This window comes from Amycolatopsis sacchari, assembly GCF_900114035.1.
In the GTDB taxonomy this organism is placed as follows: domain Bacteria; phylum Actinomycetota; class Actinomycetes; order Mycobacteriales; family Pseudonocardiaceae; genus Amycolatopsis_E; species Amycolatopsis_E sacchari.
In genome coordinates this window covers 22,196-47,339 of sequence record NZ_FORP01000008.1, presented here as the reverse complement: position 1 = coordinate 47,339, position 25,144 = coordinate 22,196, and the positions used below count along the sequence as shown (strand labels likewise).

At 71.0% G+C, this 25,144-nt stretch carries 26 protein-coding genes; 9 read left to right on the top strand and 17 right to left on the bottom strand.

The window, feature by feature from the left end:
• Positions 1 to 17 precede the first annotated feature (17 nt).
• Genes BMZ92_RS15690 through BMZ92_RS15680 form a run of 3 tightly spaced genes read right to left on the bottom strand, consistent with a single transcriptional unit; the run spans position 18 to position 3,972 of the window.
• On the bottom strand, positions 18 to 842 hold the full coding sequence (locus BMZ92_RS15690) for a YceI family protein (RefSeq protein ID WP_091507943.1): 825 nt from the start codon (positions 840 to 842) through the stop codon (positions 18 to 20).
• Positions 839 to 3,451 (bottom strand): MFS transporter, encoded by a 2,613-nt coding sequence (locus BMZ92_RS15685; protein WP_091507941.1) that lies wholly within the window; start codon positions 3,449 to 3,451, stop codon positions 839 to 841. Before BMZ92_RS15685 ends, BMZ92_RS15690 begins: the two co-directional genes overlap by 4 nt.
• On the bottom strand, positions 3,448 to 3,972 hold the full coding sequence (locus BMZ92_RS15680) for a MarR family winged helix-turn-helix transcriptional regulator (protein ID WP_091507939.1): 525 nt from the start codon (positions 3,970 to 3,972) through the stop codon (positions 3,448 to 3,450). The genes BMZ92_RS15685 and BMZ92_RS15680 overlap by 4 nt, the downstream gene beginning before the upstream one ends.
• Positions 3,973 to 4,194: 222 nt before the next feature.
• Between BMZ92_RS15680 and BMZ92_RS15675 the strand changes: the two genes are divergently transcribed.
• Positions 4,195 to 4,620, top strand: a complete 426-nt coding sequence (locus BMZ92_RS15675; RefSeq protein ID WP_091507936.1) for a PPOX class F420-dependent oxidoreductase — start codon at positions 4,195 to 4,197, stop codon at positions 4,618 to 4,620.
• Between the two features lie 52 nt (positions 4,621 to 4,672).
• The gene (locus tag BMZ92_RS15670) at positions 4,673 to 6,064 is read left to right on the top strand and encodes an FAD-binding oxidoreductase (protein WP_177228719.1); all 1,392 of its coding nucleotides are present in this window, start codon (positions 4,673 to 4,675) and stop codon (positions 6,062 to 6,064) included.
• A 238-nt stretch (positions 6,065 to 6,302) separates the two neighbouring features.
• Here BMZ92_RS15670 and BMZ92_RS15665 read toward each other — a convergent pair whose 3' ends face one another.
• Genes BMZ92_RS15665 through BMZ92_RS15640 form a run of 6 tightly spaced genes read right to left on the bottom strand, consistent with a single transcriptional unit; the run spans position 6,303 to position 10,611 of the window.
• Positions 6,303 to 7,016 (bottom strand): DedA family protein, encoded by a 714-nt coding sequence (locus tag BMZ92_RS15665; protein ID WP_091507931.1) that lies wholly within the window; start codon positions 7,014 to 7,016, stop codon positions 6,303 to 6,305.
• Positions 7,017 to 7,058: 42 nt separating this feature from the next.
• Complete coding sequence (locus BMZ92_RS15660) at positions 7,059 to 7,355, bottom strand: hypothetical protein (protein WP_091507930.1); 297 nt, start codon at positions 7,353 to 7,355, stop codon at positions 7,059 to 7,061.
• A gap of 5 nt (positions 7,356 to 7,360) precedes the next feature.
• Positions 7,361 to 8,395, bottom strand: a complete 1,035-nt coding sequence (locus BMZ92_RS15655; protein ID WP_245783078.1) for an FAD-dependent monooxygenase — start codon at positions 8,393 to 8,395, stop codon at positions 7,361 to 7,363.
• Positions 8,388 to 8,828 carry a GbsR/MarR family transcriptional regulator gene (locus BMZ92_RS15650; protein WP_091507927.1) on the bottom strand — a complete coding sequence of 147 codons (441 nt, stop codon included), beginning with the start codon at positions 8,826 to 8,828 and terminating at the stop codon, positions 8,388 to 8,390. Before BMZ92_RS15650 ends, BMZ92_RS15655 begins: the two co-directional genes overlap by 8 nt.
• A gap of 32 nt (positions 8,829 to 8,860) precedes the next feature.
• The gene (gene nagA / locus BMZ92_RS15645) at positions 8,861 to 9,985 is read right to left on the bottom strand and encodes an N-acetylglucosamine-6-phosphate deacetylase (protein WP_091508393.1); all 1,125 of its coding nucleotides are present in this window, start codon (positions 9,983 to 9,985) and stop codon (positions 8,861 to 8,863) included.
• A 53-nt stretch (positions 9,986 to 10,038) separates the two neighbouring features.
• On the bottom strand, positions 10,039 to 10,611 hold the full coding sequence (locus BMZ92_RS15640) for a SigE family RNA polymerase sigma factor (RefSeq protein WP_091508391.1): 573 nt from the start codon (positions 10,609 to 10,611) through the stop codon (positions 10,039 to 10,041).
• A 136-nt stretch (positions 10,612 to 10,747) separates the two neighbouring features.
• Here BMZ92_RS15640 and BMZ92_RS15635 point away from each other — a divergent pair, with 136 nt between their 5' ends.
• Entirely contained in the window at positions 10,748 to 11,023 is a 276-nt protein-coding gene (locus BMZ92_RS15635; protein WP_091507924.1) for a YciI family protein, read from the top strand.
• A 4-nt stretch (positions 11,024 to 11,027) separates the two neighbouring features.
• Here BMZ92_RS15635 and BMZ92_RS15630 read toward each other — a convergent pair whose 3' ends face one another.
• Together BMZ92_RS15630 and BMZ92_RS15625 are read right to left on the bottom strand one after the other, a co-directional pair.
• A complete protein-coding gene (locus BMZ92_RS15630) occupies positions 11,028 to 11,906 on the bottom strand; it encodes an SDR family oxidoreductase (protein WP_091508390.1) in 879 nt (292 codons plus the stop codon).
• Positions 11,907 to 11,957: 51 nt separating this feature from the next.
• Positions 11,958 to 12,887: an aldo/keto reductase gene (locus BMZ92_RS15625; RefSeq protein ID WP_091507921.1), complete on the bottom strand. Its 930-nt coding sequence runs from the start codon at positions 12,885 to 12,887 to the stop codon at positions 11,958 to 11,960.
• 53 nt (positions 12,888 to 12,940) lie between these two features.
• Here BMZ92_RS15625 and BMZ92_RS15620 point away from each other — a divergent pair, with 53 nt between their 5' ends.
• Both BMZ92_RS15620 and fbaA read left to right on the top strand, forming a co-directional pair.
• The gene (locus BMZ92_RS15620; RefSeq protein ID WP_091507919.1) at positions 12,941 to 13,768 is read left to right on the top strand and encodes an LLM class F420-dependent oxidoreductase; all 828 of its coding nucleotides are present in this window, start codon (positions 12,941 to 12,943) and stop codon (positions 13,766 to 13,768) included.
• Between the two features lie 64 nt (positions 13,769 to 13,832).
• Positions 13,833 to 14,861 carry a class II fructose-bisphosphate aldolase gene (fbaA, locus tag BMZ92_RS15615; RefSeq protein WP_091507916.1) on the top strand — a complete coding sequence of 343 codons (1,029 nt, stop codon included), beginning with the start codon at positions 13,833 to 13,835 and terminating at the stop codon, positions 14,859 to 14,861.
• On the opposite strand, the gene BMZ92_RS15610 is transcribed toward fbaA, so the two are convergent.
• Positions 14,836 to 15,942 (bottom strand): hypothetical protein, encoded by a 1,107-nt coding sequence (locus tag BMZ92_RS15610; protein ID WP_091507915.1) that lies wholly within the window; start codon positions 15,940 to 15,942, stop codon positions 14,836 to 14,838. The genes fbaA and BMZ92_RS15610 overlap by 26 nt on opposite strands.
• A 223-nt stretch (positions 15,943 to 16,165) precedes the next feature.
• Between BMZ92_RS15610 and BMZ92_RS15605 the strand changes: the two genes are divergently transcribed.
• Positions 16,166 to 16,579 (top strand): DUF3151 domain-containing protein, encoded by a 414-nt coding sequence (locus BMZ92_RS15605; protein WP_091507912.1) that lies wholly within the window; start codon positions 16,166 to 16,168, stop codon positions 16,577 to 16,579.
• A 16-nt stretch (positions 16,580 to 16,595) separates the two neighbouring features.
• Here BMZ92_RS15605 and BMZ92_RS15600 read toward each other — a convergent pair whose 3' ends face one another.
• Positions 16,596 to 17,819, bottom strand: a complete 1,224-nt coding sequence (locus BMZ92_RS15600) for a lipase family protein (RefSeq protein ID WP_091507911.1) — start codon at positions 17,817 to 17,819, stop codon at positions 16,596 to 16,598.
• 67 nt (positions 17,820 to 17,886) lie between these two features.
• Between BMZ92_RS15600 and BMZ92_RS15595 the strand changes: the two genes are divergently transcribed.
• Positions 17,887 to 18,537, top strand: coding sequence for a TetR/AcrR family transcriptional regulator (locus tag BMZ92_RS15595; protein ID WP_091507908.1), 651 nt, complete (start codon positions 17,887 to 17,889; stop codon positions 18,535 to 18,537).
• A gap of 7 nt (positions 18,538 to 18,544) precedes the next feature.
• Here BMZ92_RS15595 and BMZ92_RS15590 read toward each other — a convergent pair whose 3' ends face one another.
• Positions 18,545 to 19,861, bottom strand: coding sequence for a M1 family metallopeptidase (locus BMZ92_RS15590; protein ID WP_177228718.1), 1,317 nt, complete (start codon positions 19,859 to 19,861; stop codon positions 18,545 to 18,547).
• A 120-nt stretch (positions 19,862 to 19,981) separates the two neighbouring features.
• On the opposite strand from BMZ92_RS15590, the gene BMZ92_RS15585 reads away from it, so the two are divergent.
• Positions 19,982 to 21,835, top strand: a complete 1,854-nt coding sequence (locus BMZ92_RS15585; RefSeq protein ID WP_091507904.1) for an FAD/NAD(P)-binding protein — start codon at positions 19,982 to 19,984, stop codon at positions 21,833 to 21,835.
• Between the two features lie 30 nt (positions 21,836 to 21,865).
• Here the strand turns inward: BMZ92_RS15585 and BMZ92_RS15580 are convergent, their stop codons facing one another.
• Positions 21,866 to 22,492: an HNH endonuclease family protein gene (locus tag BMZ92_RS15580; protein WP_091507901.1), complete on the bottom strand. Its 627-nt coding sequence runs from the start codon at positions 22,490 to 22,492 to the stop codon at positions 21,866 to 21,868.
• Positions 22,493 to 22,573: 81 nt separating this feature from the next.
• A complete protein-coding gene (locus BMZ92_RS15575) occupies positions 22,574 to 23,254 on the bottom strand; it encodes a hypothetical protein (protein ID WP_245783077.1) in 681 nt (226 codons plus the stop codon).
• A 44-nt stretch (positions 23,255 to 23,298) separates the two neighbouring features.
• Between BMZ92_RS15575 and BMZ92_RS15570 the strand changes: the two genes are divergently transcribed.
• Complete coding sequence (locus tag BMZ92_RS15570; RefSeq protein ID WP_091507897.1) at positions 23,299 to 24,585, top strand: adenylosuccinate synthase; 1,287 nt, start codon at positions 23,299 to 23,301, stop codon at positions 24,583 to 24,585.
• On the opposite strand, the gene BMZ92_RS15565 is transcribed toward BMZ92_RS15570, so the two are convergent.
• Positions 24,578 to 25,072 (bottom strand): OsmC family protein, encoded by a 495-nt coding sequence (locus BMZ92_RS15565; RefSeq protein WP_091507895.1) that lies wholly within the window; start codon positions 25,070 to 25,072, stop codon positions 24,578 to 24,580. The two genes, BMZ92_RS15570 and BMZ92_RS15565, sit on opposite strands and share 8 nt — an antisense overlap.
• Between the last annotated feature and the right edge of the window lie 72 nt (positions 25,073 to 25,144).

The following is a 25,144-nucleotide window of genomic DNA, read 5'->3' as shown; positions in this document are numbered from 1 at the left end:
GGGCGCCCCACCAGGTACTACATCTGCGGCAGCGACTCGCCCTGCACCGCTTCGACGTCGATTTCGACCTTCACCGTGGTGCCGATCGCGGCCACCCCGGCGCGGACCATCGCGTTGTAGTTGATCGCGAAGTCGTTCCGGTGCAGCTGGGTCTCGGCGTGGAACGCGGCGCGGACGCCGCCCCACGGGTCCGGGCCCCAGCCGCCGTACGTCAGGTCCAGCTCGACCTCGCGGCGCTGGCCGTGCAGCGTCAGGTACCCGGCCAGCTTCCAGCTGTCCGTGCCCCGCTGCCGCAGGCCGGTGCTCTCGAACGCGATCGTCGGGTACGACTCGACGTCCAGGAAGTCCGGCGACCGCAGGTGGTCGTCCCGCATTTTGATGCCGCTGTCCAGGCTCGCCGCCTTGATCTCGGCGTGCACCGAGGACTGCTCGACCGGCCTGCTCACCACGATCCGGCCGCTGACCTCGGAGAAGCGCGCCCGGATGCTCGCGATGCCCAGGTGCCGGGCCGTGGCGACGACGGTGGAGTGCACCGGGTCGATCGTCCACGGGCCCGCCGGGGGCAGCTCGACCGAACCGGCCATCGGCGCCAGGGGGATCTCCCCGAGCGAGCCGGTGCCGTCCGAGCCGATCTGCGCCGTGCGCGCCACCGGGTTGTACCCCGCGGCGGTGAGCACCGCGGTGTACAGGCCCGGCGGGAGCGGCGGGGTGTCCACCACTCCCTTCGCGTCGGACTCGGCCCTCGCGACCTGCTGGCCGGTCATGTCGGTGACGGTCAGCACCGCACCCGACACGGCCCACCCCTCGGCCGTCTGGATCTGCGCGTGCAATCCGCTACTCATGCCTGCTCGCCGCCGAACTCGTCGATCACCTGCTCGTACCCGAGGCGCACGTCGTGCGTGGCCTCGCCGCCCAGCAGGTTCACCTGGCTGGTCGCCGGGGGGTACCCGCTCGCGACCACGGTGTAATCACCCTCCGGGAGGTCGCTCACCACGTAGCGGCCCTCCGAGTCGGTGCGGGCGACCGCCGCGACGTTGCCCTCCGCGTCCAGCACGGTGATGCGGGCGTCGGGGACGACGCGGTCGCCGTCCGTGCGGGCGGTACCGGCGAGCACGACCGCCGAGGCCAGCTCGACGTCCTGCCGCAGCACGCCGCTTTCGGGCACGGTCAGCATCAACGCGACCGGGCGCATCCGCTCGGCGCTCGCGACCAGCGTGTACGTCCCGGCACCGACGCCGTGGAAGGTGTACGCACCCTCCGCGGTGGTGATGGAGGCACCGGTGACCTCACCCCGCGAGTCGGTCAGCGTGACCGTCACACCGGCGAGCGGGGTCTCCCGCCCGGCGACCCGGACGATGCCGCTCACCTCACCCGAGCCGATCAGCGTCAGGTCCAGCCGCGCCGGGCCCTGGCCGACGACGACGCTGGAGGCCTGCGGCTGGTGCCCGCCCGCCGACACGATCAGCACGTACGTGCCCGCGCCGGGCGCGTTGATCGTGTAGCCGCCGTCGGCACCCGCCGTGGCCCGCGCGACCTGGCGGCCGCGCTGGTCGATCAGCGTGAGCGCCGCACCGAGCACGGACGAACCGTCCTGGCGGCGGATGTGCCCGCTGATGGGCTGGCCGTCGGTGTCGACGGGGCTGCTCATCCCGGTCGTCGCCGTGGCGAACGGCGCCGTCTGGGCCGCCAGCTCGTAGTTGCCGTGCCCGTTGGTCTCGCTCGGGGCGGCGTGCCTGCCGCCGACGAGCGCCGGTTCACGGTCCTCCGCCTCGAGCGCCGCGTCGGCGTCGGCCCAGGTCGCGTTGTCGGCCTCGGCCGCGGCCTGCGCCGCCTCCGGCGGCACCGCGCCACCCTCGGCCGGCGCCGCGGCCGGGCTCGGGCCGCCGCTCAGCGGGATCTCCCGCATGAACAGCAGCACGAGGCACGCCAGCAGCGCGAACCCGGCGGCCACGTAGAACACGCCGTGCATCGAGTTGGTGAACCCGGTCAGGATCGGGTTCTTGATGGCCTCGGGCAGGTTCGCCAGCGCGCTCGTGTTCGACTGCAGCGCGTTGAGCTGGTTCCCGTTGAACTGCGGCGGCAGGGTGCCGCCGAAGGCGTCCGCGATCCGGCCCGGCAGCAGGTTGAACAGGATCGTCAGGAACACCGCGACACCCAGGGTGCCGCCCATCTGGCGGAAGAACGTCGCCGACGCGGTGGACACACCCATGTCGCTGCGCGGGCCGGCGTTCTGCGCCGCGATGACCAGCGTCTGCATGCAGCCACCGAGGCCGAGCCCGATGATCAGCGCGTACACCAGCGGCTGCCAGAGCGCGCTGTCGAAGTGGACCTGCGCGTAGAGCACCGCGCCGATCGCGATGATCAGCGTGCCGACGACCGGCAGGAACTTGTACCGCCCCGTCTTCGCGGTGATCCGGCCCGACAGCTGCGAGCCGATCATGATGCCGAGCACGAGCGGCAGCATCAGCAGACCCGCCTCGGTGGGCGAGTAACCACGCACCACCTGGAAGTACTGCGGGACCATGGTGATGCCACCGAACATCGCGACACCGACGATCGTGCCGCCCGCGATGACCACGCTGAACGTCGAGTTCCGGAACAGGCGCAGCGGGATGAGCGCCGCGTCCTTCATGACGTACTCGACGAAGATGAACAGCACCACGCCGAACGCCGCCACCGCGTAGCAGATGACCGCGCGGGTGGAGCCCCAGCCCCACGTGCGGCCCTGTTCGGCGACCAGCAGCAGCGGCACCACGGCGACCGCGAGCGCGATCGCGCCGAACCAGTCGATCCGCTGCGGCTGCTTCTGGTGCGGGATGTTGAGCACCCGCGCGACCACGAACAGCGCGAGGACGCCGATCGGCACGTTGATCAGGAAGACCCAGCGCCAGCCGTGCAGCCCGCCGAGCGTCTCGAAGCCGGAGAAGAACCCGCCGAGCACCGGGCCGAGCACGGTGGCCGAGCCGAAGACCATCATGAAGTAGCCCTGGTAGCGCACGCGTTCACGCGGCGGCACGATGTCGCCGATGATCGTGAACGCCAGCGACATCAGGCCACCGGCACCGAGACCCTGGAACGCGCGGAAGGCGGCCAGCTCGTACATCGAGGTGGCGAACGTGCAGGCCGCCGAACCGACCACGAACAACGCGATCGCGGTGAGGTAGAACGGCTTGCGGCCGTAGATGTCGGACAGCTTGCCGTACAGCGGCGTCGCGATGGTCGCGGTGATCAGGTACGCCGTGGTCGCCCACGCCTGCTCGCTGAACCCGTTGAGGTCATTGGCGATCTTCACGATCGCCACGCTCACGATGTTCTGGTCGAGCGCGGCCAGGAACATGCCCAGCAGCAGACCGCTCAGCACGGTCATGATCTGCCGGTGGCTCAGCCTCGCCTCGCCGGCGGGCACCGCACCCCCCGTGGGTGCCGCCGGTTGTCGGGTGGAACTCGTCATGCGTCAGCCCCCTTGCTCTGAGCCGACCCCTGGTCGGCCACCTGCGGAATGCTTGTCTCGATACCGGAGTTGAGCCGGTCCAGCAGCCGGTTGAGCGTCTGCCGGTCCTCCTCCGGCCAGTCGGCCAGCACGTCGGCCAGCCACCGGTTGCGCTGCCTGCGGTTCTCCTCGAAGACCCGCAGCCCCTCTGCCGTCGGTGCCAGCAGGCACGCGCGGCCGTCCTCCGGGTCGGACTGGCGCTCGACCAGTCCGTGCTGGACCAGCGAGCTGCTCTGCCTGCTGATCGTGGAGATCTCGGCGTGCAGCGCCTCGGCCAGCTTGCTGGTGCGCTGCGGACCGTCGTGGATGAGGTGGAACAGGATGGCGTACGCCGCCCGCTCGATCCCGTCGGGCCCCTGCTTGGCCACCTGGGACTTGGCCTTGTTGATCAGCCGCACGAAGCGGACGAGCTGCACCCCGAGTTCGTCGGCGACGTCGAGCTCGGCCGCGGTGCGGGCCGCTTCCGTCGTGGCAGGTGCCATGTCATCACTCTCTTCGCACGCTTAATTGGCCGCTGCAACTAGTTGCCCTAAGCAAGGATGCACCTGAAGTGGTTGGTTGCGCCACTCAAATAACTGTCCTGTGTCGTAGAACACTTTAGTTGCCTTAGGCAAGTGAATTACTCTGGGGTGATCTGTCCGTTTCGCACCGTTCACCCCTCGCGCCTGGTGCCGACGGTAGACCGGGGGTACGACAATCTCGGTATGACGCCTGATCCCGCCCTGCTCGACCTGCTCGCGAACCGCCCGTTCGGGGTACTCGCCACCATCCGCCGCGACGGCCGGCCCCAGCTGTCCAATGTGACCCATTTCTTCGACGCCGAAACGCGGCGGATCCTGGTGTCGATCACCGACGGCCGCGCCAAGACGAAGAACCTGCGCCGGGACCCGCGCGCCACCTACCACGTCAGCAGCACCGACGGCTGGTCGTACGCGGTGGTCGAAGGCACCGCCGAACTGACCCCGGTCGCCGCCGACCCGCACGACGCGACCGTCGAGGAGCTGGTCGAGCTGTACCGGAGGGTGGCGGGCGAGCACCCCGACTGGACGGAGTACCGCGAGGCGATGGTCGCCGACCGGCGGCTCGTGCTGCGCATCCCCGTCGAGCGGGTCATCGGCTTCGTCCGCTGAAGTTCGGAAATTTTCTTCCGCACTGCGGACTCCGTCGTCCTACGATGAGTCCATGGGCAACGACGCACTGCTGACGGAACTCCGTGAAGCGCTCGGGAAGGACGCCGTCCTCACCGACACCGACGTGGTCGACAGTTACTCGCGCGACATGATGCCGCTGGCACCGTCCGGGCGGCCGCTGGCGGTGGTGTTGCCCTCCGACGTCGAAGGGGTGCAGGCGACGGTGCGCGCCTGCGCGGAGGCGGGGGTGCCGATCGTGCCCCGCGGCGCCGGCAGCGGGCTGTCCGGCGCCGCGAACGCCATCGACGGCTGCGTCGTGCTGGTGATGACCAAGTTCGACAAGATCCTCGAGGTCGACCCCGGCAACCGGCTCGCCGTCGTCCAGCCTGGGGTCGTCAACCTCGACTTCCGCAACGCCGTGGAGAAGCACGGGCTGTTCTACCCGCCCGACCCGTCGAGCTACGACTGGTGCACGATCGGCGGCAACCTCTCCACCAACGCCGGCGGGCTGTGCTGCGTGAAGTACGGCGTGACCACCGATTCGGTGCTGGGGCTGGAGGTCGTGCTGGCCGACGGCTCGCTGCTGAAGACCGGGCGCCGGACGGTCAAGGGGGTCGCGGGCTACGACCTGACGAAGCTGTTCATCGGCAGCGAAGGCACGCTCGGCGTGATCACGCAGGCCACCGTCGCGCTGCGCCCGCTGCCCCAGGCGCCGGGCACGCTCGTCGCCGGTTTCGACCACACCGACAAGGCGGGCGAAGCGGTCGCGCGGGTGGTGCGCGAGGGGCTCGTGCCGTCGCTGATGGAGATCATGGACGCCAGCTCCATCAAGGCCGCCGAGCACTACCTCAACACCGATCTCGGCGCCGGTTCCGACTGCCAGGCGCTGCTGCTGTGCCAGTCCGACTCGGGTGGCGAGGTGGCGCAGCGGGAGCTGAGCGCGATCGAGCAGATCTGCAACGACTGCGGCGCCACGATGGCGTACGCGACCGACGACCTGGCCGAGGGCCGCATGCTGATGCAGGCCCGGCGCGTCGTGCTCACCGCGCTGGAGGAGTACGGGGTGTGGCTCACCGACGACGTGTCCGTGCCGCGGACGCGGATCGCCGAGCTGATCCAGGGGTGCGAGCGGATCAGCCGGGAGGTCGGGCTGCGCATCGCCGTCGTCGGCCACGCGGGCGACGGCAACATGCACCCGACGATCGTCTACGCGCCCGATTCGGAGGACGAGTTCGCGCGGGCCCGCAAGGCGTTCGACGACATCCTCGAGGTGGGGCTGTCGCTGGGCGGCACGGTCACCGGGGAGCACGGCGTCGGCAAGATCAAGCGCGAGTGGCTGGAACGCGAGATCGGCCCGGTGGGAATCCGCGTGCACCGGCAGATCAAGCGGGCGCTGGACCCGGACAACCTGTTCAACCCGGGCTCGATGTTCTCGATGGAGTAGGGGCGGGGCTCCGTGGTCGCCCGCAGCGTAGAGCCGGTTCCCCGTCCCAAGGGCCCGCTCAGGACGGACCAGGAAGCGGAGAACTGCTCCGGCGGATGCGGGACGACGAACGGTACTGATGGTGTGCCTCGGCTTGGCGGCGTTGGTGGCCCTCGGGTTGCCAACCCGCAGCCCGGGCGCCTGACGCGAAAAGGCCGCCGCACCGAGCTGGTGCGGCGGCCTTCGCGTGCGTGGTCGGTCAGCGCTCGACGCGCGGGATCCGCTGCGTGACCTCGGCGTCCGACTCCGCCGGCGCCTTCGCGGCCGCGTGCTTGCGCTCGCGGCGGTTGCGGGCGTACTCGACGACCAGCGGCACCACCGACACGAGCACGATCAGGATGAAGATCGCCTCGATGTTGTTCTTGATGAACGAGATGTTGCCCAGCACGTGCCCCAGCGCGGTGATCCCGCCCGCCCACAGGATGCCGCCGATGATCGTGTAGGTGAAGTACTTCTTCGCGTCCATCCGGCCGACGCCCGCGATCCACGTGATGAACGTGCGCACGAACGGCACGAACCGCGCCAGCACGACCGCCTTCGGGCCGTGCTTCTCCAGGAACGCGTGCGTCTTGTCGACGTACTCCTGTTTGAAGAAGCGGGAGTCGGGCCGCTTGAACAACGCGGGCCCCGCCTTGTAGCCGATGAAGTACCCGACCACGTTCCCCAGCAGCGCGGCGACGCTCACCAGCAGGCACACCAGCCACAGCGGCGCGTGGATCGAGCCCTGCGCGACGAACAGGCCGGCGGTGAACAGCAGCGAGTCACCCGGCAGCACCGGGAAGATGCTGCTCTCGATGAAGATGACCAGGCACAGCCCGACGATCACGTACGCGCCGAACTGGGTCAGCAGGTACTCCGGGTTGAACCACTTCGGCATCAGGGCGAGCGTGGTCGTGGTCTCGGCGAGGATCACACCAAAACGGTACAGGGTGACCCTGTGTTGCCTGTGTGGGCTTCAGAGCAGCGTGATGAGGCCGATCACCGCGCCGGTCGCCAGCCCCAGCAGCACCGACAGCAACAGGATCCAGTGCGTCGGCAACGACCCCGGCTGCGGCTTGGGCCGGACGGCGGGGTGCCGCACCGTGGGCGGCTCCAGCGCGGCCTGTTCACGCGCCAGCGCGCCGTCGCCGGTGCCGGACAGCAGGCCGTACTGCGGCGGCAGCTCGGGGGCGCGCGCGGCGGGTGGCGCGCTCCTCGCCTGCGCACGCAACGCCTCGGCCAGCAGGCGCTCCGGATCGGGACGGTCGCTCACCCCCTTCAGCTTAGTCGGGGTGGCCACCAGTCCCAGACCCCTGCGGTGCTTCGGCGCACCGCCGCGTCCGGGACCCACCGGGTGCCGGCGACGACGAGGCGGTGCACGAGCGGGCTCGGCGAGACCGACACGCGCCCCTTGCGGCGGGCCGTGCGGGCGATCTTCCTGGTGCGCGGCAGGCGTTCCCGGTCGTAGCGGGCGAGCGCGTCCGGCACCGGCGCGCTCCGCAGGGCCGCCGCGAGGGTGACCGCGTCCTCGATCGCCTGGCACGCGCCCTGCCCGAGGTCGGGGGTGACGGCGTGGGCGGCGTCGCCGAGCAGGACGACGTTGCCGTGCGTGTAGGCCGGCAGCGGGCCGAGGTCGAGGATGTCGTTGCGCAGGACCGCGTCCGTCGCGGCGAGCAGTTCGGGGATCGGCGAATGCCACCCCCGCACCGTTTCCGGACCGCCCGAGCTCGACCCGAGCGCCCAGCACGCCCGGCCGCCGGGCAACGGGTGGATCATGAAGTACCGGCCGCGGCCGAAGGTGAAGCTGCCTTCGACGTCGATCCCCGCCACGACACCTCGCCAGGCGGTGTACCGCTTGCGCGGCCGCGGCGCGTCCGGCCACAGCAGGTCACGGAAGGTGCTGTGCACCCCGTCCGCCGCCACGACGAGATCCGCCTCCGGCACCGCCGTCACCCGCCGGCCCGTCCGGATGCGGTCCGCGGGCAGTTCGTCGAGCAGGACCCGGTGCAGCTCGGCGCGGTGGAAGGCGGCGAGCGGGACGTCACGCCCCTCGCGGAACCGCCGCAGGTACCGGCCCGACGGCAGCCGCTGGTTGCCGGTGACCTGCGAGGACGCCGCGTGGCGGCGGACCCGGTCCCCGATGCCGAGCACGTCGAGCGCGCGCATCGCGTTCTCCGCGAGCGACAGCCCCGCCCCGACCTCCCGCAGCTCGGCCGCCTGCTCCAGCACGGTCACCGACCAGCCGATCCGCCGCAGCGCGATGGCCGCCGTGAGGCCGCCGATCCCGCCGCCGACCACCACCGCGTCAGGCATCGCCGGGCCCCTTCGCCTGCTCGAAGACCTCGGCCATCCAGGCGAACGCCCGGTCCGCGTCCCGCAGGCGCGCCGGGTCAGCGCGCCCGGCGAGGTCCAGCCCCGCCTTCGTGAGCTGCCGGAACGACGCCAGCGAGGCGATCCGCGCCCGGATCACGCGCTCCCACGCGTCGTCCTCCATCCGGAAGTACGTGGTCCGCTCGCCCCGGCGGGTGCGCTTGCTGACCAGGCCGGCGCCCACCAGCAGGCGCATGTTGCTGGTGAGCGAGGCGCGGCTGGCGGCGATCGCCCCGGCGATCTGCGCCGCGGACTGCTCGGGCGGGTCGCAGATCATGAGCCAGCCCAGTATCCGGCCCGCGATCGGCGGCTGGCCGTACTGCTCGGTGAGGAACGCGGAGACCCGCTCGACCCAGTCGAGCAGTTGCTCATCCATACCAGCAGATGCTAGTCACAACTAGCATCTGGTCAAGACAGCCATTCCCCTTGCCGGAGGACACGGCTCAGCCGCAGGTCGTCGTCGAGGATGACGAGGTCGGCGGCCAGCCCGGCTTCCAGCGAGCCCGTGCGGTCGTCGATGCCGAGCAGTTCGGCCGGGCGGCCGGAGGTGGCGCGCACGGCGTCGGGGATGCTCAGGCCCGCGCCGCGCACCAGGTTGCGGAAGGCGACGTCCATGGTCAGCGTGCTGCCGGCCAGCGAGCCGGTGTCGGCGAGCGTGGCGACGCCGTCGCGCACGTCCACCTCCAGCCGCCCGAGGTGGTAGCGGCCGTCGGCGGCGTCGGTGGCGGACATGGCGTCGGTGATCAGCACCGTCCGGCCGCGGCCCGCGTGCTTCGCGGCCAGCCGCAGCACCGTCGGGTGGACGTGCACGAGGTCGCAGATCAGCTCGACCGTGATGCGCTCGTCGTCCAGCAGCGCGCCGATCGGGCCGGGTTCGCGGTGGTGCAGCGGGCGCATCCCGTTGAACAGGTGCGTGCCGACCGTCGCACCCGCGTCGATCGCCGGGCGGATCTGCTCCTCCGTGCCGTCGGTGTGCCCGATCGCCGCGATGACCCCGGCCTCCGTCAGCTGCCGGACCGCGCGGACCCCGCCCGCCAGCTCGGGCGCGATCGTCACCATCCGGACGTGCCCGTGCCCCGCCCGCAGCAAGGCGTCGACCGACGCCGTGTCCGGCTCCAGCAGCACGCCGGGGTCGTGGGCCCCGCACCGGGCCTCGGCGATGAACGGGCCTTCGAGGTGGACCCCGGCCAGCTCACCGTCCTCGACCAGCTCACGCAGCGCGGACAGCTGGTCCACCAGCGTGCGGATCGGCTCGGACACCAGGCTGGCCAGCATCGTCGTGGTGCCGTGACGGCGGTGCGCGGCGATCGCGCGCGCGATCTCCTTGGGGTCCCCGCTGGAGAAGGAGCCGCCGCCACCGCCGTGGCAGTGCGTGTCGACGAACCCGGGCACGACCAGCGCCCCGCCCAGCTCCACGTGCTCACCCGGCGGCGGGGTGCCGGTGCCGATGCCGGAGATCCGCCCGTCGGCCACGGCCAGCCAGCCGTCGTCCACGAGCCCTTCGGGTAGCGCCAGTCTGCCGCCGGTCAGCACGAAGTCCGTCACGCGCTCCAGCATATATTGGTCTAAACCATATCTCGCAACGCTCAGCCGCTCATCGCCTTCTGAAGCGATTCAAGCGCCCTGCTCGCGGTCGATTTCACCGTGCCCTTCGAGATCCCGGCGGCCTCGGAGATCTCCGCCTCCGACAACCCGCCGTAGTACCGCAACACCAGCACCTCGCGCTGCCGCGGCGGCAGCTTCGACAACGCGCTCACCACCGCCTGGTGCTCACTGGACAGCATGGCGAGGCTCTCCGCCGAGCGCGCGTTGACCGCGTGCGGCGGTACGTACTCGCGGGCGGTCTTGCGCCGCCGCAACACGCTGCGCGAGCCGTTCACGACGGCCGTGCGCAGGTAGCCCACGGCGGCCGCGGCGTCCCGCAGCTTCCCCCAGTTCCGGTACAGCCCGGTGAACGCCTCCTGCACGACGTCCTCGGCCGTCGCGGGCTCGTCGACCAGCAGGATCGCGAGCCGGACCAGCCGCATGCGGTGCGTGCGGTAGAGGTCCTCGAGCGTCAGTGGTGCAGAGGGCTGTGCGGGGACCTGCTCGAACCCGTCGATCGTGCGCAAGTGCCCGAGCGTGCGCTCGACGCTGCGCTCCGCGCTGCCTTCCGGCATGTAGTCCTGCCCGTCCTCGGCCTTGGTCAACACAACTGCTTCCACGCGCGCACAGGGTATCCGGTTGCACCGGGGCGGCCATAGCTTGCGAACGGGTACCTTGCGGGCAGTAAACGGAGTACGGGGAGGTAACGCAGTGGCCTGGTTCCTGGTCGAGACGCGGTACGTGCAGGAGAAGTTCCGCGACGTGCGCCCGCGGCACCGCGAGTACCTGGGGCAACTGGCCGATCAGGGCGTGGTGGCGGTGGCCGGCCCGTTCGCCGACGAGTCCGGCGGCGTGTTCCTGGTGCGGGCCGACGACGAGGAGGCGGTGACGAAACTCCTCGACGCCGACCCGTACTCGCTGGAGGGCGCGCTGGAGGAGCGCAGGGTGCGCGAGTTCAAGCCCGTGCTGGGCGCCTGGGTGCCCTGACCGGTCAGCGGATGGCCGCGCGGCCGCCGTGGCCGGTGACCGCGGCCGCCTTCGACCCGCGTGCCGCGATGTCCTCGATCGCGGCCCGGTCCGCGGCGGGGATGCGCGTGCGAGAGCCCAGCTCGATGATCGGCGGCAGGAACGCGCGCAGCAGCTTCATCGCCAGCACCCACTTGGGCACGTGGATGGTCCTGGCCCGCTTGAGCACGCCGGCCTCCAGGTGGTCCAGCGCGACGTCGAGCGGGTAGGTCTTGCCGAGGAAGCCCGGCATCCCGCCCCGCAGCTTGCCGAACACCGGGTGCGCGTCGGCGCTTTCCACCAGGTCCGTGCGGATCCAGGTGGGGTGCGCGACGCCGACCTTCACGCCGAGGTGCGCGACCTCGGCGCGCAGGCTGTTGCAGAACGCCTCGACCCCGGCCTTGGCGGCGGCGTAGTTGGCCATGCCGGGCGCGTGGGTGATCGCCGCGAGCGACGAGATCGCCAGCAGGTAGCCCTTGCGCTCGATGACGTGCGGCAGCGTCACGCGGAACGTGCGCCACACGCCGAGCAGGTCGACTTCGAGGACCTTCTCGAACGCCTCGCGGTCGATGGAGCGGACGAAGCCGGTGGTGGCGATGCCCGCGTTGGCGATGACGATGTCGATGCCGCCGAAGTGCTCGACCACCCCGGCGGTCGCCTTCTCGAGCGCGTCCCAGTCCGTGACGTCGGCTTCCCAGGAGCGGGCCGCGTCACCGATGCGCTCGGCGACCTTGCGCTGTTCCTCGGCTTCGAGCCCGACGAGTGCGACCTTGGCGCCACGGGCGGCGAGCCGTTCGGCCAGCCCGGCCCCGATGCCGCGCGCAGCTCCGGTGATGAGCACGACCTTGCCTGTTACGTTGGCCATGACCAGCACCGTACCGCACCCTACCGCGAGTAAGCTACTCCTGAGTAAGGATCAGGAGGATGCCTCGTCCAGCGCGGCGATGTCGGCCTCGGTGAGCCGCAGCTCGACCGATGCCAGCAGGTCGGCCAGCTGCTCGACGTTCCGGGCGCTCGCGATCGGGGCGGCGACCGTCGGCCGGGAGGCCAGCCACGCGAGCGCGACCGCGGCGGGCGTCGTGCCGTACGCGGCGGAGATGTCGTCGAGCGCCTCCAGCACCCGCTCGCCCCGGTGGTCGAGGTAGGCGACGGCGGCTTCGGTGCGCGGGCTGCCCGTGTCGGTCTCCCGCGAGCGGTACTTGCCCGTCAGGAACCCCCTCGCCAGGCCGAAGTACGGCATCGTGGACAGCCCCTGCTCGCGCACCAGCGGCAGCAGGTCCTGCTCGAAGCCCCGCTCCACCAGGTTGTAGTGCGGTTGCACCGCCACGTACCTGGCGAAGCCCTCGCGGTCCGAAATGGACAGTGCCTCGGCGAGCCGCTCGGCGCTGTAGTTCGACGCCCCGAGGTAGCGGACCTTGCCCGCGCGCACGAGCTCGTCGAACGCGCCCAGCGTCTCCTCCAGCGGCACGTCCGCGACGTCCCGGTGCGCGTAGTAGAGGTCGATGTGGTCGGTGCGCAGGCGCCGCAGCGAGTCCTCGGCCGCCTCGCGGATGTTCTTCGCGGAGACGCCGGGGCGCTTCGGCCAGCTGCCCACCTTCGTGGCGATCACCACGTCGTCGCGGCGGCCGCGTTTCGCGAGCCAGTTCCCGATGATGGTTTCGGATTCCCCGCCCGAATTGCCGGGAGCGCGGTGGAAGTACGAGTCCGCGGTGTCGATGAAGTTGCCGCCCGCCGCCACGTAGGCGTCGAGGACCTCGAAGGACCGCTGCTCGTCCGCCGTCCAGCCGAACACGTTCCCGCCGAGGTTGAGCCCGTACACGTCCAGGTCGCTGTTCCCGATTTTCATGAATTCCACGCTAACCCGGAATGCCCCCGCGGGTCGGCGGGGTTGTGCGGGGCATGGTGAACGCACTCGGCAAACTCGGCATCTGGGCACATCCCTCACTGGTGAGCGACGAGCTCGCCCAGGAGGTGGAGAAACTCGGCTACGGCGCGATCTGGCTCGGGGGCTCGCCGGACGCCGACCTCTCCGACGTCGACCGGCTCCTGGGGGTCACCGACCGCGTCGTCGTCGCGACCGGCATCGTCAACATGTGGAAGGACGACGCGGCGCCGGTCGCCGAGTCCTACCACCGGATCGTGGGCAGGCACCCCGGCCGGTTCCTGCTGGGGGTCGGCATCGGCCACCCCGAAGCGACGAAGGTCTACCAGAAGCCCTACGACAAGATCGTCGAGTACCTCGACCAGCTCGACGAGGCCGGCGTGCCGGTCGAGGACAGGGCGCTCGCCGCGCTCGGCCCGAAGGTGCTGAAGCTGTCCGCCGAGCGCTCCGCCGGCGCGCACCCGTACCTGACCACGCCCGAGCACACCCGGCAGGCGCGCGAGATCCTCGGTGAGGGCAAGCTGCTCGTCCCCGAGCACAAGGTCGTCCTCGACACCGACCCCGAGCGCGCCCGCTCGATCGGGCGGCCCCGGGTGGAGAACCCGTACCTGCACCTGACCAACTACGTCAGCAACCTCAAGCGCCTCGGCTGGACCGACGAGGACCTCGCCAACGGCGGCAGCGACCGCCTCGTCGACGCGCTGGTCCTGCACGGGACGGCCGAGCAGATCGCCGACGGCGTGCGCGCGCACTGGGACGCGGGTGCCGACCAGGTCTGCATCCAGGTCCTCAACGAGGACCCGCTGCCCGTGTACCGCGCTGTGGCGGAGGCCCTGCTGTCGTAGCTGGGACTCGGCGGACCTCGTACGATTCGGGCAAGAAGGCGACCACCCGCTAGGAGGACCAACGATGCCCATCGCCACCCCCGAGGTCTATGCCGAGATGCTCGACCGGGCCAAGGGAGGCGAGTTCGCTTACCCGGCCATCAACGTGACCTCGTCGGAGACCCTCAACGCGGCGCTGAAGGGGTTCGCCGACGCGGAGAGCGACGGCATCATCCAGGTGTCCACCGGCGGCGCGGAGTTCGCGTCCGGTCTCCACGTCAAGGACATGGTGACCGGCGCGACCGCGCTGGCCGAGTACGCACACGTGGTCGCGAAGAAGTACCCGGTGAACGTGGCGCTGCACACCGACCACTGCCCGAAGGACAAGCTCGACTCCTACGTCAACCCGCTGATCGCGATCTCGCAGGAGCGGGTGGACCGGGGCGAGAACCCGCTGTTCCAGTCGCACATGTGGGACGGCTCGGCGATCGACCTCGACGAGAACCTCAAGATCGCGGCCGAGCTGCTCGAGCGCGCGGCCGCGGCGAAGATCATCCTCGAGGTCGAGATCGGCGTCGTCGGCGGTGAGGAGGACGGCGTCTCGAACGAGATCAACGAGAAGCTGTACACCGCCGAGGGCGACTTCCTGAAGACGGTGGACGCGCTCGGCTCGGGCGACAAGGGCCGCTACCTGCTCGCCGCCACCTTCGGCAACGTGCACGGCGCGTACAAGCCGGGTGCCGTCAAGCTGCGCCCGGACGTGCTCAAGCGCGGCCAGGCCGCCGCGGCGGAGAAGCTGGGCCTGCCCGAGGGCTCGAAGCCGTTCGAGCTGGTGTTCCACGGCGGGTCCGGCTCGCTGCTGGAGGAGATCCACGAGGCGGTGTCGTACGGCGTGGTGAAGATGAACGTCGACACCGACACGCAGTACGCGTTCTCCCGCCCGGTCGCGGACCACTTCTTCAAGAACTACGACGGGGTGCTCAAGATCGACGGCGAGGTCGGCAACAAGAAGACCTACGACCCGCGCAGCTACCTCAAGAAGGCCGAGACCGGGATGGCCGCGCGCGTCGTCGAGGCCGCCGAGCACCTCAAGTCGGCTGGGAAGAAGCTCTGATCCGGCTCCTCGTCGCCGTCACCCACCACGCGGCGGTGACGGCGACGAGGACCACCGGCAGCGTCCACCAGGCGAACGGCGGGGCGATGCCGAGGAGGCTCTGCACCTCCAGCACGCCGTAGCCGAGCAGGGCCACGAGCACGCCCGTGAGCACCCCGCGCCGGGCGGCGAGGTCCACCGCGAGGCCGACGAACAGCAGGTAGAACGGGATCGTCGAGGCGGGGAACGTGCCCGCGACCAGTAGCGGCCAGATCAGCATCCGGTAGGCCACGTAGGCGCCCGCCACCGCGGTGGCGGCCCACGCGTGGCCGATCGTGCGGCGCGCCAGCAGCAGCACCACCGCTGACATCCCGATGCCCCACAGGGGGTACACCCAGTCCGCGATGGGCATCGTGAAGTGCAGGACGGCCGCGCGGTCGACCGGGTGCCCGATCTGCTGCGCCGCGAAGTTCAGCAGCGAGGGCTCCGCCTCGGGCTCGCCGCGCTCCCAGGCCCGCAGGCCGACGATGCCGTACTCCTGTTGCCCGTTCGGGAAGAAAGCGTTTTCCAGGAAGAACGCCCACAGCCCGGTCAGCACGAGCGTGCGCACCCGGCCCGGCTCGGCGAACTTCAGCCACCCGTCGATCACCCCGGCGAGCATCACCCCGGTGCCGATGTAGAGCAGCAGGTGCGTGGGGCTCCACGCGGTCAGGTCGAGCCCGTTGACGCGGTGGTTGATCACGTCGAGCGGCGCCGCGATCAGGAACAGGCCCAGCCCCCACTGCATGAGCCGCAGCGAGCGGCGGTCGCAGCCGAGGCCGGTGTAGGTGTGGATCGCGACGAGCGCGATCACGATCCCGGTGCCCACGGTGTTGATCAGGTGCGGCGGCGCGAAGTCGTCGCGGATGAACTTGAAGTGCCACGACACGTCCCACGACGAGCCGAGCAGCTTGAACGCGAACGCCACCAGCCACGTCATGTACGCGAAGCGCAGGACCCACGCCGGGGTCGGCTGCCCCGGTGCGCCCCGCTCCCAGTGGGTGCGGAAGAACAGCCTGGTCTTCGCCACCGGGCCGCGGGGGACGGTGATCGCGTTCGTCATGGGCACATCATGACTTGTCGTTTCGGCGACATGGACGGGTATGTCCGGAAATCAGGGTTCACCCTGAGGCGGCACCGGGCTTGCCCCGGGCGGCCCGGACCGGGCAGGGTGTCGGCCCGTGATGCCGAAACGCTTGGTCGCCGCGGTCCTCGTCGCCTGCCTCGTGCTGCTGGGCAGCGGGGTGCTGGCGAGCCTGATCTTCTAGCCGGGGCAGGATGGGAGCATGACGCACGCGAACCTGCTGGGCCCCGAACCGACGCGGCTGCCCGACCGCCCCGACGCACAGGCCGCGCTCGACGCCGGGACCGACCCCGCCGACGTGGCCGCGGAGCACCCGGACTTCAGCGAGGCGTGGGCGGCGCTGGCCGAGCGCGCGCTGGAGGCCGGCGAGATCGTCGCCGCCTACGCCTACGCGCGCACCGGCTACCACCGCGGCCTGGATCAGCTGCGCCGCTCCGGCTGGAAGGGCTTCGGCCCGGTGCCCTGGAGCCACCGCCCCAACCAGGGCTTCCTGCGGGCGCTGGCCGCGCTCGGCCGCGCCGCCCAGCGCATCGGCGAGACCGAGGAGTACGAGCGCTGCCGCACCTTCCTCGCCGACTCGGACCCCGAGGCGGCGGAGGCCACCGGGCTGAAGTGAAAAGTCAGTCGGACCATCAGAAGTCTCCACAGTTGGTGGTGGCCGGGGCGCCGTGCAGGCGCCCGTCCAGCCAGGCGTAGGCGAGGGGGTAGGCGGCCACGGCGCCTCCCACGTGCGTCGGTGCGGCGAGCGTTTCGAACCGCACCGCCGCGCCCTCCGCGCACCAGTCGCGAGCCATTTCGCGGCCCTGCGCGTAGGGCACGATGTCGTCGAGCCCGGAGTGCAGCACCAGCACCGGCGCCTTCGGCGGGATCGTGCCGATCCGCTGCTCCGCCACCGCCGACGCGTAGGGCTCCTCGCCGAGGTAGGCCGTGATCGGCCGCCCGTCGGCGGTGAGGTCCGCGGTGCGCGTGAAGGCGTGCTTGAGGATCGCGTCCCCGGTGCACTCTGATTCGACCTGTTCCTCCAGTGCCCGGCCCTTGTCGTTGAGCACGGCCGGGATGTCCAGTTCGGGGTAGGCGTAGTTGATGGCCGCCACCGCGAACATCAGGAAGCCCACCGCGTAGTGCCCGTCGAGGTTCTCGGCGACGGCGGCGAGATCGGCGGGCGGCGCGCCGGCGTAGGCGGCCTTGAGGTCCAGTTCCGGGGCGTAGCTGCCCTGCAGTTCGGCCGCGGCCGCGGAGGCCCCACCGCCCTGCGAGTACCCGGCGAGCGCCACCGGACCGCCGGCGGGCAGGCCCGCCTCGGGCAGCCGCTGCGCGGCGCGGATCGCGTCGAGCACGGCGTACGCCTCCGCCTTGCGGTTGACGTAGGTGTGCACGCCGGGTGTGCCGAGGCCCTCGTAGTCGGTGATCGCGATGCCGTAACCGCGGGAGAGCAGGCCGGCGAGGAACGGGCCCTCGTACTCCTGCCCCATCGCGAGCGCCTTCGACGGGGCGCACTGGTCACCGAGGCCCTGGGTCCCGGCCGCGTAGCCGATGATCGGGCGGACCCCCGGCCCGGTCCACGGCACGGTCGGTGTGAGCACCGTGCCGCTGACCGCGACCGGGTTCCCGTGGGTGTCGGTGCTGCGGTACAGGATCCGCTGCACCCGCGCCGGGGCGGGCACGAGCTTCGCCGGGTCGAGGAAGAACCGCGCCTCCTGGTGACGGATGATGTCGCCGGGTGAGCCCGCCGGCAGGGGCGACGGCGGGTCGTAGAAATCCGCGGCACCGGCCGGTGCCGCGCCGACAGTCAGCGAGACCAGGCCGATGACCGGGACCAGGAGTGCCGCGACCGCGCGGCGGAGGGTCAGACGCATGCTCGCTCCCCAGTGAGCTATTTTCCGACATCACTGTCGGAAAAAGGATCGAGGTGAGGGCACCGCGATGGCAATCCCCCGGAAGCGTGGTCCGGGCAGGCCGCGGAAGCTGCCCGTGGAGGACCAGCGCGCGCTGGTGCTGGCCGCCGCCCGGCAGGTGTTCGCGACCGCCGGGGTGCAGGGCGCGACGATCGAGCAGATCGCGCGCCAGGCCGGGCTGAGCAGGCAGGCGGTCTACGAGCTGTTCGGCGACAAGACCCACCTGTTCGAGCAGGCGGTCGCCGACCTCGAAGAGCAGGCGTACCGCACGATCGCCGAGCGCGGTTCCGGTGATGCCGACCTCGACCTGAAGTCGTGGGCGCGCAAGAACTACGCGAACCTGTTCGCCTTCGTCGCCGAGCACCCCGAGGCGATGCCCCTGCTGCAGGAGGCCGAGCGCGCGGGCAACCCGGCGTTGACGCGGCTGCGCGCCCGGCTCGCCGAGGTCTACCAGGAGGCCAGCGCCCGGCGCTGGGCCGCGTACGGCGTCGAGCCGGGCCGCGCGGACGTCGCGCTGGTGGCCATGTACTTCGCGATGACGGAGACGCTGGTCAACCTGTCCTGGCCGGGCGAACCGCCCGACCGCGAGGCGCTCATCGACCTGCTCACCGAGTTCACGATCGGCGGGGTCCTGCGGCTGCACGGCCAGACCCCGGAGGTCATCGACCGGGTGCGGTGACGCCGGGTCAGAGGTATCCGTCCGCGGGGACCGTGGCGCCGCGGAACCAGGCCTGGAAGAAGCCGGTGAGGTCCTGCCCGGAGATCCTCCCGGCGAAGGCTTCGAACTCCGGCCAGCCGACGTACTCACCTCGGTGCGCCTGCGCCCATCCCTTGAGCAGCCGGCCGAACGCCTCGTCGCCGATCTGCCGGCGCAGTGCGTGCAGGGCGAGCGGGCCCTTGCTGTACATGTTCAGCCCCGGCAGCTGCCCCGGGCGGTAGAGCGGCTGCCAGAAAGCGCTGTCCCCCTTGGCGGCCTCGACCTGCTCGCGGTACCGGGCGTCCAGGTCGGCGCCGCCTTCGGCCTCGTCCCACAGCCACGTCGCGTAGCTCGCGAAGCACTCGGCCAGGCAACCGTCCTCCGCCTGGCCGGGCGCGACCGACACCCCGTACCACTGGTGGGCCTGCTCGTGGACGACCTGCTGGATGTTCATGTACTGGCTGTTGCCCGCGCCGAGGTACACCGGCCGGGTCTGCGGCGAGGTCCCGGGCCCGTCGTCGTTGACGTCCACGAACACGTTGCCCGCCGCGTCGAACGGGTACGGGCCGAACCTCCCGGACAGGAAGCCGAGGATCTCGGGCAGGCGGTCGGCCAGTGGTCTGGTCGCCGCCTCCAGGCCGGGGGCGTACGCGTTGACCACCGGGGTCCCGTCGGCCAGCGCCGAGCGGTCGATGGTGAAGCGGTCGACGGACACGGCGATGAAGTCGGGGTCGGCAGCCGGCTCCGTCCAGTCGTACGTCGTGGCGCCCGGTTCGTGCCGCACCGCGCCCTCCCGCCCGATCGACACGACGCCCCAGCCGTCCGGCACGGTCGCCACCAGGTGGAACCGGGCCTTGTCGTGGCCGTCCTCGTGCGCGGGGAACCAAGCGCTGGAGCCGCCTTCGAACGCCGTCGCCCCGCCTGACGTGGTGGGGAGCCACGCGGCGCCGGGCGTGCCGTCGTAGGAGATCCGGACGGTGAACCGGGCGCCGCGGCCGATGGGCGTCGCAGGCTCGACGACCAGGTCCTCCCCGCTCTGCGTGTACCGCGCCGCTTGCGAGTCGATCTCGACCGAACGGACGCGTGGGCCGTCGAGGGCGAGCGTGAGGCTGCGCAACGATTCGGCGGACACCGCGCTGACCACCGTGACACCCTGCAGGTTCCGGCTGTCCGGCCGGTAGTCCATCGTGATGTCGTAGCCGGTGACGTCGAAGTCACCGCTCGGACCCGCTGTGGCGGACGCACTGCCGGTCCCGGCCAGTGAGCCCGCCAGCACGGTGGCGACCACCAGTGTTTTCGTCTTCATGGACCACACTGTCGGCAGGCGCCGTCCGACCGGCGTCCAGGTCGTGTCGCGGTTTCGTCGCAACGTCCACATCGCGGAACCCCGTCCCCCGGCGCGGGAGATCCCCGTAACTTCGGAAGCATGGCGCCGTGTCACCTCGCGATCGTGGGGGCGGGGCCGCGTGGGGTCGGTGTCCTGGAACGGATCTCGGCGAACGCGGCCGAGCTGCTCGGCACCACCCGCCTGGTGGTGCACCTGATCGACCCGTTCCCGCCGGGGCCGGGCCGGATCTGGCGGTACGAGCAGTCGCCGCTGCTGCGGATGAACTCGATGACCGAGGACGTCACGATGTTCACCGACGAGACCGTGCGGATGGACGGCCCGGTCCGGCCGGGGCCTTCGCTGGCCGAGTGGGCGGACCAGCTGCGGCGCGGCGAGCTGCGGCACGAGATCGCCGCCGACCTGCACGACGAGCTAGCCGCCCTGCTCACCACGTCGTTCCCGACCCGGCGGCTGCAGAGCACCTACCTGGCGTGGGTGTACCGGCGCGTGCTGGACGAGCTGCCCGAAGGCATCGAGGTCGTGGAGCACCGCGCGCGGGCGGTGCGCGTCGAGGACGACCACGTGCGGCTGGCCGACGGCACCTCCGTCCCCGCGGACCTGCTGTTGCTGACCGTGGGTCACCTCGACGCCGAGCCGGACGCCGCGTCGGCCGGGCTGGTCGAGTACGCGCGCGAGCACGGCCTTTCCTACTACCCCGCGGGGTACACCGCCGACATCGACTACTCGGCGATCCCGGCGGGCGAGCACGTGCTGGTGCGTGGGTTCGGGCTGGCGTTCGTCGACCTCATGCTGCTGCTCACCGAGGGCCGCGGCGGCCGGTTCGACGAACGGGACGACGGGTCGCTGGTCTACACGCCGAGCGGCGCGGAACCCGTGCTGCACGTGGGTTCCCGGCGCGGCGTGCCGTACCACTCGAAGCCCGGGTACCGGCTGCAGGGCGAACCGTTGCAGCTGCCCAAGTTCTTCGACGCGGCCGTGATCGAGGCGCTGCCGGAGGGGCCGCTCGACTTCTTCGCCGACGTGTGGCCCTTGGTGGCCAAGGAAATCGCGTGGGGTTACTACAGCGAGCTGTGGACGGGGCATCCCGACCGCGTGCGGCTCGGCTTTCCCGAGTTCGCCGAGCGCTTCGCCGAACACCGTTGGGACAGCGAGGAAATGCGCGCCCTGATCGAGGGTGCGGTGCCCGCCGAGGAGGACCGGCTCGACCTGAACCGGCTCGACCGGCCGTTGGCGGGCGAGCGGTTCGAGGACGCGGAGAGCTTCGGCAAGCACCTGCGCGAGTACGTCGAGGCGGACCTCGCGCGGCGCGCGGATCCGGCCTATAGCGCGGATCTCGGCGGGTTCATGGCCCTGCTGTCGGTCTACCACCACCTGCCGGGGCTCGCCGACTCCGGGCGGCTCGACCCGATCTCCCAGGTGTCCGATGTGGACGGCTGGTTCCACGGGTTCTTCAGCTTCTACGCCAGCGGCCCGCCGCCACGGCGGTTGCGGGAGCTGCTGGCGCTCGAGCAGGCGGGCGTGGTGTCGTTCGCGGGCGCGGAACTGCGCGTGACCTCCGAACGCGGCCGGTTCGTCGCGACCACCAGCAGCTTCCCCGGCGAACTCGAGGCGCGGACGCTCGTCGAGGCGCGGCTGCCGAACGCGAGCGTCGGCCTCGCGTCGGACGAGCTCATCCGCACACTGCGCGATTCCGGGGAGCTGACCGAGGAACTGGTCCTCGGTCAGCCCTCCGGGCGCATACACACGCGGTTGTCCGACGGCAGGCTGCTCAAGCCGGACGGCACACCGCACGAGCGGTGGTTCTCCCTCGGCCCGCACACCAGCGCCCGCTCCGCCGCCGCGTTCACGCGACCGCGGATCAACGCCTTGCCACTGCGGCAGAACGACGCCGTGGCACGAGAGATACTCAGCCTCGCGAAGCGAGTCCGTTGAGGGTGGTGGTGGGGAAGCGGCTGCTGGTCGTCAGCAGCGGTCGAGCATGTCCGTGAGCGCCGCCTTCTCGGCGGAGTTCACCGTCAGCTTCCACCTGTACTTCACCGCGATCCACATCTCGGCGTAGGTGCACCAGTAGCTCGTGAGCGGCGGCTTCCACTCGTCCGGCGACGCGTCGCCCTTCTCCTGGTTGACGTTGTCGGTGACGGCGATCAGCTGCGGGTCGGACAGGTCGTTCGCGTACGCCTGCCGCTGCGCCGTGGTCCACGACGACGCGCCGGTGCGCCACGCGTCGGCGAGCGGCACGACGTGGTCGATGTCGACGTCCGACGCGGCGGTCCACGTCGCGCCGTCGTAGGGGCTGTACCAGCGGCCGGACGTGGGCGCGCAGTCCGAGCCGGTGACGACGTTCGTGCCGTCGCGCTTCAGCACGACCTCACGGGTGTTGCAGCTGCCGCCCTGGTCGATCCAGTGCGGGAACTTGTCGCGTGAGTAGCCGGTGAGCGAACCGTCGGCCTTGACGGTCAGCGCGGCGAGCTCCGAACGGGCGGTGGTCTCCGAGGGGATGCCGGGCGGGGTGGCGAGCGCGGTACCGGTGAGCCCGGCGGTGACGACGGCGGCGGCGAGCAGGACGGTGAACGTACGGGAACCAGCCATGCGGCGAGCGTGACTGGACCAGGTGAACACCGGCAATACCCGTGGGTGATTTACCGACGTCCGTAGGTTTACGAGCAGTAGTCAGCCGAGACCGCGGACCAGTCGCAGGTCCTCGGTGTGCCGGTACCAGGTCCAGCGCGTGATCGCGCGCGGGAAGGGCACGCCGTCGCTCGTCGGGCGCGTCGGCACGCAGCCGAGCTGGAACGCGCGGCCGGCCAGCGTCATCGGGCGCTTGAACACCAGGCCCTTCACCACCCGCACGACCAGGCCGGGACCGCCCTCGGTGTCCGGCGTTACCTCGATCGAGCGCGCCGTCCCACGCAGAGCTACATCGTCGTCACAGTAAGCAACGCCGCGGATGGCGCCGAATGTGCCTCTCCCCACTAAAACGCCGCCGTTGTCGTCGCGGATCAGCGGCACGGGGTCCGCGTCACCGTGCAACGCGACCTTCAGCGCACGGGCCGGATCGGTCGGCAGCCCCCACAGCGCGGCGACCTCCGACGCCGGGTCCGCCGGCACGAAACCGACGCGCGTCGTGGCGAGCTTTTCCTTGCGCAGCAAGCGAAGCGCGACCGCGGCGAGGTCGGCGTCCGTGCCGACGACGATGAGCTGCCCGTCGTCCAGCAGCGGGTCGACCACGTCCTTGCCCGGCCGCTCCCCGACCCGGTGCACGGTCAGCCCGTCGACCTCCGGCAGCTCCGGCGCCGACGCACCGCAAACCAGTACCTGTCCCCGCACGTCGCGGCCCTCCGTTACGCTCATGCATCGGCAATTGCCAAATCTTCGCCGAATACCTGGAGTGTCACATGCCGGCCATCGTGCTGATCGGTGCCCAATGGGGCGACGAGGGCAAGGGCAAGGCCACCGACCTGCTCGGCGACCGCGTCCAGTGGGTCGTCCGCTACCAGGGCGGGAACAACGCCGGGCACACGGTCGTGCTGCCCGGCGGTGAGAACTTCGCCCTGCACCTGATCCCTTCCGGCATCCTGACCCCCGGGGTGACCAACGTGATCGGCAACGGCGTCGTCGTCGACCCGGGGGTGCTCCTGGAGGAGCTGGACGGGCTGGAGAAGCGCGACGTCGACACCAGCCGCCTGCTCATCTCGGCCGACGCCCATCTGATCATGCCGTACCACGTGGCGATCGATAAGGTCACCGAGCGGTACCTGGGCAGCCGCAAGATCGGCACCACCGGCCGCGGCATCGGGCCGTGCTACCAGGACAAGGTCGCGCGCGTCGGCGTGCGCGTGCAGGACCTGCTGGACGAGAAGATCTTCCGCCAGAAGGTCGAGGCCGCGCTGGAGTTCAAGAACCAGGTGCTGGTCAAGGTCTACAACCGCAAGGCGCTCGACGCCGACCAGGTGGCCGACGAGGTGCTGGCCGCGGGCGAGAAGTTCGCGCACCGCATCGCCGACACCCGGCTGCAGCTGAACAAGGCGCTGGAGCGCGGCGAGACCGTGCTGCTGGAGGGTTCGCAGGGCACGCTGCTCGACGTGGACCACGGGACTTACCCGTTCGTGACCTCGTCGAACCCGACGTCCGGTGGCGCGAGCGCCGGGTCCGGCATCGGGCCGGGGCGGATCACGACCGTGCTGGGCATCCTCAAGGCGTACACGACGCGTGTCGGCTCGGGCCCGTTCCCGAGCGAGCTGCACGACGAGATGGGCGAGCACCTGCGCAAGGCCGGTGGCGAGTTCGGCGTCACCACCGGCCGGTCACGGCGCACGGGCTGGTTCGACGCGGTGATCGCGCGGTACGCGGCCAGGGTCAACGGCATCACCGACTACTTCCTCACCAAGCTCGACGTGCTGTCGGGGCTGGAGAAGGTGCCGGTGTGCGTCGCGTACGAGGTGGACGGCTTCCGCACCGAGGACATGCCGATGACCCAGACCGACGTCCACCACGCCGTGCCGGTCTACGAGGAGCTGCCCGGCTGGTGGGAGGACCTGTCGGAGTGCCGCACGTTCGAGGAGCTCCCGGCGAACGCCCGCGCGTACGTCGAGCGCCTGGAGGAGCTGTCGGGCGCCCGGATCTCCGCCATCGGCGTCGGCCCCGGCCGCGATCAGACCATCGTCCGGCACGAGTTCATTTGAGCGTCGTCGTCACCGGCGTCGGGTTGCGGAAGAGGTCGAGCACCGGGCAGTGCTCGTCGACCTGGCGCTTGAGGTCCTCGTAGCGTTCGCGGTCCGCCGGGCCGGTCAGCTCGACGGAGACGCGGACGTCGGTGAAGCCCGGGCGCGTGCCGTTGAAGCCGAAGAACCCGTGCAGGTCGAGGTCGCCGTCCACGGTCACCTTGACGCCCTCCAGCGGGACGCCGAGCTTCGCCGCCCAGAACTGGTACGTGATCACCTGGCAGGAGCCGAGCGCGGCGAGCGCGTACTCGACCGGGTTGGCCGCCACGTCGGTGCCGCCGAGGGGCTGGGGTTCGTCGACGGTGAAGCCGTGGTCGCGCACCCGCACCTCGACCTGGGTGGCCGTGCCGGGCACGAGGGCGTTCGCCACGCTGAACGAGACGGCGGCGTTGGCGGGGTCGGCTTCCGTCGCCTGGCGGGTGCCTTCGATGACGTCGGTCAGGGACATGGTCGCTCCAGTTCTTCGGCCGTTCGCGGAAATCCCACGATGGCGCCTGTCCTCGGTGGGAAGCCAGCGCTC